This is a genomic window from Sphingobacterium sp. GVS05A, assembly GCF_019969845.1.
Lineage (GTDB): Bacteria > Bacteroidota > Bacteroidia > Sphingobacteriales > Sphingobacteriaceae > Sphingobacterium.
This window is the reverse complement of record NZ_JAHXYR010000003.1, coordinates 193,060-205,182: the sequence shown is the minus strand read 5'-3', so window position 1 is coordinate 205,182 and position 12,123 is coordinate 193,060. Positions and strand designations below refer to the sequence as shown.

Here is a 12,123-nt window from a genome sequence, read left to right as displayed (position 1 = left end):
GTGCTGATGACAGCAACACGATCCAGGAGGGCTCTTTTATTGGTGTGATTTTATAGCGACCTTATTTGCCTTGTCCGTACTTGAATTTTTTATTGATGGTAACAGGCAATTTTCCTTTAGGAACATTTTGTCCCAATATCGTTTTGGCAGCAGCCTTCTGCATAAAAGCATCATTTTGATAAGCTAGCAAAATTGTCTTCGCTTTCTTGGATGCTTCAACGCCATCTAATGCATATACATTTGTAAATAGGGTCAAGATGGATTTCTTTGCAAACTTCTTCATCAGGTCCTGCACATTTTCATTCAATTGCATTGTAGGACGTGGACGTAACCGCGTATCGTGTACAGCGATGATGTATTGCTTGTTTTTCTTGATTTCCTTCACAAGACGTTTCATATCATCTTTGCTCAAGCTGTCTGGCACAAAATAGTGAGTTTCGTTGGTCAATCCCGCCGCCAGTTCGTTCTGGAATGTTTGATTGGCAGCAACACCGACATTGATAATCGCTGTAGGCAGATCCTTTTTAAAGGATTTTAATTTTTCGGTGCTGTTAAGAGCTGTAATAGCAGCATTGGACAATTCATCAATCAGCTGAACTGCAGACGCTCTATGTAAATCGGCATACAGATTCTGCTGCGGGGTTGCCTGGTATTTGTCTAGGCCTAACCATAGTTTAGCAGCCAATACCCTTTTCACGCGTGCATCAATATCCACCTGTGAAATCCGACCTTCCTCAATTGCTTTCAGAATAAGGTCAATCGCGCGTTTACTATTCTCGGATACCTCAAGGAGATCGTGTCCCGCAATGATTGCCTGAACATCGGCTTCACCATTCGGGAAGAATTTTTTAACGCCTTTCATGTCCATTGCGTCTGTCACTGTTAAGCCTTTAAAGCCAAGTTCATTCCGCAATAGGTCTGTAACAACCTTTTTAGAAATAGAAGATGGCATATTGGGGGTATCATCCAAGACAGGAATATTCATATGCGCAACCATAACTGCTGGAGCACCTGCTTTAATAAGTTCTTTGAAAGGGTACAGTTCCAGCGTATCCAATCTGGCTTTATCAAAAGGGAGCTTAGGCAGATCATAGTGTGAATCTACATCTGTGTCACCGTGTCCCGGGAAGTGTTTAATGGAGGCCAAGATACCACCATCCACCATACCGTCCATATAAGCTTTTGCTTTTTTGGTGACATTATATTTATTATCGCCAAAAGAACGAATACCGATGACCGGATTTTTCGGGTTGTTATTGATGTCCACATCTGGTGCAAAATTGAAATGCATACCGATACGATGAAAATCCAGCGCAACCTCACGTCCCATGCGATAAATCAACTGATTATCCTGCACAGCACCAAGTGTCATCTGATAAGGGAATGATAACGTAGAATCCGGCATACGCATACCAAGCCCCCACTCTCCATCAAAGGTTATCATTAATGGTACTTTAGATAATGACTGATATCGATTGAACATGTCCACATGACGCACGGGACCACCCTGAAAAACCACAAGGCCGCCCAGATGTTCATCTTGAACAACCTGTGCAACGGAATCAATATATTTCTCACCAAGATTAGTATGCGCCCTTACAAGGAACAACTGGGCCACTTTTTCCTTTGGAGTCAAGGTATTAAACACGGCATCTACCCAATCATGCTGGGAATTGATGTATTTTACAAAATCTTTCTTGTCCTGTGCCTTCGCAAATGATAGCGCACTGGCCAATGCCAATAGGCCCAGACTGAATTTTTTGAACATAAATTAGTTTGTATAATGTCTTAAATAGAATACTAATAACGTTATTATTTTGGATAATATGAAATTGTTTTTGCAACAATTTTATTAAAACATGCAACAAGATGCATTTCGAACACAACAATGGGGAATATAATGATACAATACCTGAGAAGTGCTGCCGGATGTACCTGTTGTCTATCGTTGATTTTGTTGAGAACCTGCTTCGGGACAAATCTGGTTATGGATTTGATTAGGTAATGAACGTCAGTTATAGCTAAGTCTCTGCAATAAGCTTAAGCAAGCCTAAAATACCCAAGAGTAAAAACAAACGAAGTATCAGCTGTAAGCTTAAACAACCAGAATCTAAATACTCATTACTAAATACTAGGTACTAAAAGATAAGACGAGGTATCAGCTGTAAGCTTAAGCAATCAGAATCTAAATACTCAATACTAGATACTCAATACTATGATCTAAATCAAATTATACTTTTTCTCCAGAAACAGCGTCAATTCCATGACATGCTCCAATTCGCCAATTGCCTCCTTTTTCCAAAATGAATCAATGATCAATAGGAGAAACTGCGTTTCCAATTCAGGATTTTCATAACCCAGTTCTTCAAAAGCACGATGGATAATCGGCTGTACAGGTTTCATGAACTGCTCATGTTGTTGTTTGGAAAAGGGATGATGGGACAGTCGTTCCTGCAATTTCCAGAATATGGGTTCAGCACTGACCAACTTATTGGGAAGATTGATCATGGTACGCAAGAAGTCTTTGGGTTCACGATAGGTCATCATCCCACGGTGATGGGTCAGAACCTTGCGATATCCAGATTTGATCAAATAGACCAAGAGTGCATCTTTGTTACCAAAATGTTTGAATATCAAAGCCTCAGAAACGCCAGCGTTCTGCGCTATTGTTTTGGTAGACGTATTGGTATAGCCCTGGTCTGAAAAAAGCAGCAATGCTTCTTTCATAATACGCTCTTTTCTACTCAAAACACTTTCTTTCATATACTATGCCGTTCAGTTGATTTCTAATTCTACTGCAAATATATCTAATCTTTCCGTTCAGTTAGGATTATTGTAACTAAAATGATAGTAATTCGTATCAAATAGTCGCATAAATTTGACAAATAAAAAAATAGAACTAACAACAGCGCCTAAAACCACGCAGACATCCTCAACCAATGAAAATCAAGACCTGGACAATTGTTACTCTCTCGCTTAGTTTAATGCTGTTAACGATGAATGCTTTTGCCCAGCAATATATCTCAGGGAGACTCATGGATAGCAATGGTTCAAAACCAATTTCGGGAGCCAGTGTTACGATCATCGCCTTAAAAGATTCCAGTAAGCTGCAAACACCAACGGATATCTTGGGCAAGTTTACCAGTGTAGCCCTTCCCAATGGTGATTATCTGATTTCGGTGCAGCCAATGGGTTATACTACAGACATTCGGAAGATCAAATTAGTAGGTAAAACTGTGGAGGTCAATTTTAAACTCAACAGCTCGGAGATCGTGTTGGAAGAAATCAGCATCTCACCGACGAGTGTACAGGTACGGGGGGACACCTTAGAATTTGATGCCAAAAAATATGTTACACCTGAATTTGCGGATGCTGACGAACTGGTCAAACAGATCCCAGGTGTAGAAATCGACGAAGATGGTAATGTAAAGGCGCAGGGGGAAGCCGTAAGTAAGATTATCATTGATGGCCGTGAGTTTTTTAGCACTGACCCAAAAGTGGCCCTTAAAAACTTACCTGCGGATGTCATTGCCAAAGTGCAGCTTATTGATGACAAAACCGAACAAGCGAAATTCAGTGGATTTGATGATGGCAAACGGCTGAAAGTGATTAATATTGTCACCAAACCGGATAAAAGAAAATCTTATTTTGGTAAAATCAGTGGCGGAGCCGGTCCGGATGAGAAGTATGCCATCAATACGCAGGTCACCAAAATGAACCCAAAGCGCCAATATTCCATAGATATCAATACCAATAACGTCAATCAGCCCAATGGTTTTGCGCCACGAGGCAACACGCGAGGACGTACAGGACAGGGCGTCACAACACGTTTCAATGCTGGATTCAACTATCTCGACCGGTTTTTTGCGGACCGGATGGATTTTAACGCCAATTACGCCTACAACTATACCGACAATAACACCATCAGCCAAAACAAAACGGAATACACTGCAGGCAATAGAGCCAACCAGATCAACAATCAACAACAATCTGGTAGCACCTACACAAACAATCATGCATTCTCCCTGCGGGCGAACTGGAAAATAGATTCTATTCAAAAGCTGGACATACAGCCCAATTTCTCCTACCAGAGCAATAATAGGCATAGCAGCTCGCTGGGCAGCACCTTATTAAACCTGAGCGAAATGCTCAACCAATCCGACAGGAACAACAGCAGTTTTGGCGAAAATTTCAACTGGGGTGGCGATCTGACTTATATGCGCAGGCTAAACAAACCGGGACGAACCATTAGCGTCAACTTTAATGGTTCTTTCAGTACAAACAAGGGGAATGCCGCAAACTATGCCTTGAATACCTATTACAGAAATGGGGACTTCAATCGAATTGACACCACAAACAATCGCAACTACTCAAATGGTGACAATAATGGCTTTCGTTCAAAAATTGCCTATACCGAGATGCTGGATAAATACTCCCGTTTGCAGGGTAATTACACCTTCCGAAATACGGCGCGCTACTCTGACCGTAAAACGTATGAATTCCTGGCAGAAACGGAACAATTGGGAGAGTTGAAAAATCGCCTTTCGAATGAATTTCGCAATGACTTTGTTTACCACAGTGCGGGGCTATCTTATTTATTCAATAAAAAAGATAGTATACGATTTCAAATCGGATTGGACTACCAGACCGCGAATCAGACAAATGACAAGCTATTTCCAAACAAATTGAAAACAAAGAGCCATTTCAACAGCCTGCTGCCAAACTTGAATTTCCAGTACAATTTCAACAAGGAAACACGTATTGAATTGCGCTATAATGCCAAAACGAATACACCTGCCATTGAGCAGCTACAGGATTTTATCGATAATCAGAACCCACTACGTATTACTTCGGGCAACCCGAACCTAAAACAGGAATATGACCATAACCTGGTTATGCAGTTTAGGTCTATCAATAAGGCCTCTGGCCGAAGCTTTACATCTGACTTTACAGCCGATTTTATTCAGAACAAGATTTCAAATACCATCTTTACAACTGATTCGGCATTTACCATTGAGAATGATGTCGTATTGGGACCAGGAGGCCAATATATCAAACCGGAAAATTTTGATGGGGTCTACAACCTAAAGTGGCACAATAGCCTTGGTTATCGTATAGAACCTTTAAAACTCAATGTCAACCTAAATAATAATCTATATTTCAATCAAAACTACACTTTGTTGAATCTGGAAAAAGTAGATGCAAAGACATATGGCATAAATCAACGTCTCGGTGTGAACACAGCTTTCAGTAAGGAGCTGATCATCGGATTGGATTATAATGGAAATCTATCGTATTCAAAAAATTCGGCAACTGAAAAATCCAATTATTCTGTTTATAAGCATACCATCAGCAATTCCATTGCTTTGACATTATTGCAAAGCTGGACGTTAAATTCGACTTTTAATTACTTATATAACGGAAGTATTCTTAACGCGCCTAGTACGACAAGCTTATTGTGGAATATTTCCGTCGGCAAGAAGCTGTTCAAAAAGAGAAATGCAGAGATCAATTTAACGGTTTTTGATATTTTTAATGACAATAAAAACGTCAATCAACAGGTCAACGACCTTTGGGTACGTGTATCGCAATCCAATGCAATTACCCGTTATGCCATCTTAAGTTTTACTTATCATATACGAGGTATGGGTGGAAAGGCTAACCGAATGCGAAAAGAGTAAAAAATCTCCACGTGGAACGCTGTTATCAATCCACTGTAAGCATATAGCCGACTCCCCGTATATTGGTAATTTTGATCCTTGGATCCTGACTTAAATACTTTCGTATACGACTAATGAATACATCTAGGCTTCGTCCTGTAAAATACTTATCATGGCTCCAATAAGCACGCATGATCTCTTCCCTGGGGATTACCTTGTCCTTCTGTTCGTAGAGTTTACGGAGGAGTTCACTTTCACGAAAAGACAACTTGAGCATTTCATCCTGATAAATCAGCTGGTGCTTCAAACTGTCCAGTGTATAATCACCGATCATCAGTTTCTGCCCAAACAGCATCTTGGGGCTATTCTTTAACAGAGACTCTATCCGTACGACCAATTCTTCGATTTTAAACGGTTTTTTGACATAGTCATCTCCCCCAAGACGAAATCCCCGGACCACGTCTTCTGTCTGCACTTTCGCTGTTAAGAAGATGATGGGAAGCAGGGTGTCCATCTCGCGGATTTTTGCCGCCAAGGTGAACCCATCCATGACAGGCATCATCACATCTACAACCATAATATCCGGTTTCGCGATGCTAAAAGATTCCAAGGCCTCCTCCCCATTGTTGCAGTGTACAACCTGAAAGCCATTGGCCTCCAGACTATCTGCAACAATCATCGCCAGACTCGGTTCGTCTTCTACGTATAAAATATTAATCATAATTCCTGTTATTCAATAATAATGCTTTTTCTATACTAACGTTATGTTGAAGATAGCTTTCTTTAGGTTAATATGGTAATCTGATCATAAAAGTACTCCCTTTTTCCAGCTCACTCTCTACACTGATCTTACCCTCATGGCGTTTTACAACTTGTTTGACATAAGCAAGTCCCAGTCCAAAACCTTTCACATCATGTAAGTTGCCCGAAGGTACCCTAAAAAACATATCGAAGATCTGCTGATGGTATTCGGCTGCAATACCTTTGCCATTATCCGTAATATGGATCTGAACATGCTCCTTAGCCCCTTTTATTTCAACTTTAATCTTAACATGCGGTCCAGCATATTTAATCGCATTCTCCAATAGATTATTGATGACATTTTTCAGATGGGACTCATCTCCTTTGATCAGGATTGATCCAGGGTCAGCAAAAAGCTCGACCTCGACGGTTTTTGTTTTATTGAGCTGAGCCACTTCAATCACACTTGCCACCATCGCGACAATATCGAAGTCCGACCGTTGTAAAACAATTCCCCGAGAGGCATCAATATCCATCTGCAAGACCTTTTCAATCATACCAGAGAGGTGCTCAAGTTCCTTTTTTGAAATATCAAGGTAACGGTCCATCTTTACCTTATCGTCCCGTACCCCATATAATTGTATGGCTTCAATCGCTGCCATCACGGTGGATACTGGAGTTTTCAGTTCATGGGTCATATTGTCAACAAAGTTCTTTCGGAGCTCAGCCATTTTATTTTGGTTAAAAATGGTTTTCATCAGGTAAAAGAAGGTTCCTAACAAAAGACCAATCAACAGCAGTGAAATCAGTAATTGCCAGCTCAAGCTGTACAGCAGGTATTTCCAATCCTCCTGAAATTTGACAACGAGGAATTCATTCTTTAAGGGATTGACCATCATCGGTCTGGTCCAGGCTAGGTTCTTTTCCCGATATTCGCGGCGTACGTCCTTCACCTGTTCACGTGGAATGGTTACGATACTCAGTTCATAGGGTACCGAAATGCTTTTATTGCTCAGTGATTCCTTGAATTTATTGTCGATCTGCTCTAGATTCGTTTTGTTCATTTCAAAATCACGGAACAAAAAGGGTGGAATAATGGCATTCTGATGATCACGATCTTTGGAATACATTTTACCTTTTCGATCAGGATCGCCACGAAAAGCATGTTCTTTGCGTGGCTGGCGGGCGCGTACCCTTTGCAAAGCCTGATCAAGCTCCCTCTCGGGTACCGCAGGTAGAAGTTCTTTTTTGACATCGTTGAGCAGCTGATCTCTTTCGGTCTCAGGCCCATCCAATCGTTGATCACCATTTTCCGCCTGGTATACCTCCTGCACCGCATTAAAGAGCGACCGCTCAGCCGTGGACAGAAAAAGATCCCGCCGATTGGTATAACTTCCGTAAAGCCAGATGCCCAGCACAATGGTGATTCCTGTGCCTATTAAAACGATCAAGCTGATCAGCAATTTAAATCTTCTACCCATAATGAAAACAAATTTAAATTACTAGATTTGCAATCGCTGTGGTAATTAACCATATTTAACAAAATATAACACTGATTAACAGTAAGCATTGATTACTTTTGCACTATTCAAAAATTAATATGATCAAAAACTTTAAGAAACGTAGTATACAATTTTTACTTCCACTTTTTACGTTGGCAGCTTTTGTCGGTTGTAATAAAGACATTTCACTTTCTTTGGATAACTCAAGAGATGAAACGATTGGCGTAGTACCAATTGATACTGTTTCCGTGAAAGTTTCCACTTACCAATTGGATCCTCTTCCAACTTCAAATACGGGGACGATTCTGGTAGGAAAAAATAACAATGCTGTCACTGGTAGTGTCAAATCAACTTCCTATATGCGTTTGGGGATTGGTACAATAAACAGTACCGCCATTCCAGATGATGCGGTATTGGATTCTGTGTCTTTGGTTCTAAGTCCGAACAAATACTATTCTGGTGATACAACCAAAGTTCAGAAAATTGCTGTTCATCGTGTTACGGAAGATATCACCCTGACACCAATTGATCCGACACAGCCAACGACATCAAGGCCACTTTATGTAACTGCAGCCAGTATATTCAGCAATAAAAAATTTGCTTATGAAAACAAACCATTAGCAGAGCTTTCCTTTAACCCTCGTGTCAAAGCAACAGATTCATTGTTCTTTAAGTTCAATAGTACCATTAGCAATGAACTTTTCAGATTGATCAAAGATGGTGATAACAGGATTCAAAGTAACACTAGTTTTCAAGAATATTTCAAAGGGTTAGCGCTTGTCCCAGATAATAACAATACAGCGATTATCGGCTTTAAAGACACTGTTTTCCTACAGGTGCATTATTCTTTTGAAAACAATGAGGGAAACAAGACAAGAGGCAAGCAGTTTTTTGCTATTGACAACAAAGCATACCAATATAACCAAATTGAGACAGATCGTTCTGCGACAAAGTTTTCTTCTATGACGCTATCAAATCCGCAGATTGATGTTGAAAAAACTGATGGAAATACATTCTTGGAAGGTTCAAGTGGTGTTGTAGCGAAAATTGAGTTTCCTACGTTATTATCATTGGTCAATGATCCAACAATTTCAATCAATAAAGTGGAACTTGTCATTGAAGCAGAAAATAATCCACTGGAAGGCTATGAGCAACCAAGTAATTTGGTCCTTATGGTCGCAAATAGCGAAGGGACGCCTGTTAGTGCCTTAGCATCATTAGAGACTGCAAACGCAATGCAAGTAGCCCGATTGATTAAAATTGGAGACGCAAATGGTAAATACACCTTTAATTTGATTGATTATTTAAATAAAATTAAAACAACAGCATATAAAAACACTTCATTATATCTATCTTTACCCCCATTGCCAGTACCAGTTGGAACTGTAGGTGGGAGTTCAATAGCAATACCTCCACAGCTATCAAGTACAGCGAATCGGTTGATATTGGCAAAAGATGGTAATGATCCAAGAATTAAATTAAACATCCTTTATACTAAATTTCAATAATTTATGAACAAGAAAAATTGGCTACTCGTATTGTCAGCTTTTGTAGTTACAGTTACATCATTCTCTTCTTGTAAAAAAAGCGACGACAACACTGAAGATAAATCTACGGAGTGGTTTCAAAAAGCAGCTTACAAAGGTCCACAAACTTCTTCCGCAGCAAGTTTTGTAATAAAGAATATCGCTTATGTAACTACAGGTCAATCAAACAATGCAGGTAGCAAGCCTGTTAACCTAAAAAACACCTATGCTTATGATCAAGCATCTAACACGTGGAGCGAAAAAGATCCATTAGCGGATAATAACGCAGAAAGCAGTGGTCGTCGTGGCGCAATTGCTTTTGCTATCGGAGATTTTGGCTATGTAGGTGGCGGTAATGATGGCGCAAACTTCTTGAAAGATTTCTATAAATTTGACCCTTCGGCAGAAAAAGGAAAACAATGGACTAAAGTTGCTGATTTACCTATCGTATTAGCAAATGCTGTAGCATTTACTATCGGAGGAAAAGCCTACGTGGGTACAGGAGAGACAACGATTGCAAATGGTACTTCCTTTACCAATCAGTTTTTCAAATATGACCCAGATTTAAATAAATGGGAAGCAATTCCTGATGCTCCATTTACAGCTAAGAGAAAAGGTGCTTTTGTATTTGTATCGGGTAATGCTGCATATGTTGGTGGCGGAGTTTCCAATGGTGGTTACCCAGGAGATTTTTACAAATTTGATGGTAGCAAATGGACACAATTAGCAGATCTAAACAGAAACGATGGCACATATAGTTATGATATGACTCGTTCTAATGCTGCTGCTTTCGTTATTGGCAATAGTGGTTTCTTAGTTGGTGGATTAAAAGGGACTGCAACAAGTTCAGTTGTGAAATATAATATCAGCGGCGACTATTGGACAAGTGACAATACAGCCCTTGGTGGTGGTGCAAGACAAGATGCTGTTGCTTACACAATCGGATCAACAGGTTATGTTGCTACAGGCCTAAATGGTACAACACGTTTTGATGATAACTGGAGCTTTGTTCCTGTTTATTAATAACAAAATATAAATCAAAAAAAGGGATGGAACATATGTTTCATCCCTTTTTTTATAGTGCCTGTTTTTTTCTGGAAGTGTCTGTTTTCTATTGGTCAGGAAGAACCTTAAGTCGATTTTCATAGCTGTTGGTGCTTGTGAAAGCATGAAAGTTTTAGGCCAAGATCTGTCGTTGTTGGTTTCTGTCTGATCGCTTTAGTTATAGAGGCCAAGATGTAAAATGACCTCTTCGATATAGATTGGTGGCTACTTTTTAATGTTTGAAGGATCCATGCGTCAATGTCCTACAATGAATTGATATGAGTTTGTGTTTCTCAGGAGGCCTATCCATGCATTCGTTTTGCGTGGACCAAGTCGCCTCGCATGAACGATCAATACTCTTTACATGATATTGGCACTGTTAGACCCACCGCAAAAAGAAAAGCGATATCCAGGGACATCGCTTTTCTTTACATGTATTTTGCTTAATACGTTACTTTTCTATTGCTTTGATTTCATACAGTGTGTTCCACAACTTACCAGTTACGAACAAGCGTTTATTGGCCTGATCATAGGCGATTCCATTCAGCTCATTATCATAAGCTGAAGTATGCTCATAGATTCCAACCAGATTAATCCTACTCTCTACAGCACCTGTCTCTGGATTGATAATTGCGAGAACATCCTTTTGATAGACATTTGCGTAAACTTTTCCATCAATATACTCCAATTCATTCAGTTGATCTACGGGACCATTCTCGTCATATACACCAATTGAGCCCAACTCTTTACCAGTAACGGCATCCAGGAAAAACAATTTATTGGAACCATCTGACTTGATCAAACGCTTGCCATCGTAGGTAATGCCCCAGCCCTCTTTACTATTTTCGTATTTAAATGAGCTCTCTTTTGTAAATGAATTTTTATCAAAAACGTATCCTTCCCCTTGCTGCCAGGTTAGCATAAACAATTTATTACCGACTAACGTCATCCCTTCAGCAAAAGTTTTCTCATCGAATTTGATTTCTTTCAGGACTTTTCCAGTTGTCAGATCCACCTTTCTAAGATTAGATTCACCATATCGTCCATTTGATTCATACAATACACCATCGGCAAACTGAAGTCCTTGGGTAAATGCAGTTGTGTCATGCGGGTATTTGTTGACAACCTGAAATCCATAGTTCTTTGCACTTGCAGGAACCACAAAGAACGTACTGGAGACGGAATTTGACTTACCACCGCTATAGACTGTTGCGGAAATATTGCGTGAACCATAGGGCATATCTTTGGTCTCTACAGTGATTGCGGCAGTATCTGTAGAGGACCCTACATGTTTGTCGTCCACAAAGTAAGCGACAGAATCCATGGTAATTGCGTCAAATTTCAATTTTAATTGCACTTGACTGCCCTTTAAAACGGCTTGGTTTGCACCAGGTGACGCAAATTCCAAAGCAGATTTTTTCGATTTACAGGAAGCAAAAGCAAGTGTTGCTATCGCAATAAAATACGTGATTTTTTTCATCTAAATAATCTATTTTTAAAGCTGATGAAACGATCGCATTGTTATAAAACAGTATGTTTAATAAATCATGATCGTTTCATTTTTATAATATAAAAGTCTGATTCAAAACCAGAAACTTGGTAAACTGATGGCTTATACGCCCAAGATCTCTTATTTCAAATCGGATAGCT

9 protein-coding genes are annotated in these 12,123 nt (G+C 39.9%); 4 read left to right on the top strand and 5 right to left on the bottom strand.

Features of this window, described 5'->3' with window-relative positions; all coding sequences use genetic code 11:
* Positions 1-61 precede the first annotated feature (61 nt).
* Positions 62-1,768 (bottom strand): glycoside hydrolase family 3 protein, encoded by a 1,707-nt coding sequence (locus LC454_RS08605; protein ID WP_223581496.1) that lies wholly within the window; start codon positions 1,766-1,768, stop codon positions 62-64.
* A 101-nt stretch (positions 1,769-1,869) separates the two neighbouring features.
* Here LC454_RS08605 and LC454_RS26390 point away from each other — a divergent pair, with 101 nt between their 5' ends.
* Positions 1,870-2,001, top strand: a complete 132-nt coding sequence (locus LC454_RS26390) for a hypothetical protein (RefSeq protein ID WP_262903055.1) — start codon at positions 1,870-1,872, stop codon at positions 1,999-2,001.
* Between the two features lie 219 nt (positions 2,002-2,220).
* Here the strand turns inward: LC454_RS26390 and LC454_RS08600 are convergent, their stop codons facing one another.
* Positions 2,221-2,763, bottom strand: a complete 543-nt coding sequence (locus LC454_RS08600; protein WP_223581494.1) for a TetR/AcrR family transcriptional regulator — start codon at positions 2,761-2,763, stop codon at positions 2,221-2,223.
* A gap of 176 nt (positions 2,764-2,939) precedes the next feature.
* Between LC454_RS08600 and LC454_RS08595 the strand changes: the two genes are divergently transcribed.
* Positions 2,940-5,681 carry a TonB-dependent receptor gene (locus LC454_RS08595; RefSeq protein WP_223581492.1) on the top strand — a complete coding sequence of 914 codons (2,742 nt, stop codon included), beginning with the start codon at positions 2,940-2,942 and terminating at the stop codon, positions 5,679-5,681.
* 25 nt (positions 5,682-5,706) lie between these two features.
* Here the strand turns inward: LC454_RS08595 and LC454_RS08590 are convergent, their stop codons facing one another.
* Together LC454_RS08590 and LC454_RS08585 are read right to left on the bottom strand one after the other, a co-directional pair.
* Positions 5,707-6,381 (bottom strand): response regulator transcription factor, encoded by a 675-nt coding sequence (locus tag LC454_RS08590; RefSeq protein ID WP_223581490.1) that lies wholly within the window; start codon positions 6,379-6,381, stop codon positions 5,707-5,709.
* A 67-nt stretch (positions 6,382-6,448) separates the two neighbouring features.
* Positions 6,449-7,882, bottom strand: coding sequence for a sensor histidine kinase (locus LC454_RS08585; protein WP_223581488.1), 1,434 nt, complete (start codon positions 7,880-7,882; stop codon positions 6,449-6,451).
* Positions 7,883-8,001: 119 nt separating this feature from the next.
* Here LC454_RS08585 and LC454_RS08580 point away from each other — a divergent pair, with 119 nt between their 5' ends.
* Together LC454_RS08580 and LC454_RS08575 are read left to right on the top strand one after the other, a co-directional pair.
* Entirely contained in the window at positions 8,002-9,411 is a 1,410-nt protein-coding gene (locus LC454_RS08580) for a DUF4270 family protein (protein WP_223581487.1), read from the top strand.
* 3 nt (positions 9,412-9,414) lie between these two features.
* Complete coding sequence (locus LC454_RS08575) at positions 9,415-10,452, top strand: Kelch repeat-containing protein (RefSeq protein ID WP_223581485.1); 1,038 nt, start codon at positions 9,415-9,417, stop codon at positions 10,450-10,452.
* A 472-nt stretch (positions 10,453-10,924) separates the two neighbouring features.
* Here LC454_RS08575 and LC454_RS08570 read toward each other — a convergent pair whose 3' ends face one another.
* Positions 10,925-11,953, bottom strand: a complete 1,029-nt coding sequence (locus LC454_RS08570) for a glutaminyl-peptide cyclotransferase (protein ID WP_223581483.1) — start codon at positions 11,951-11,953, stop codon at positions 10,925-10,927.
* Between the last annotated feature and the right edge of the window lie 170 nt (positions 11,954-12,123).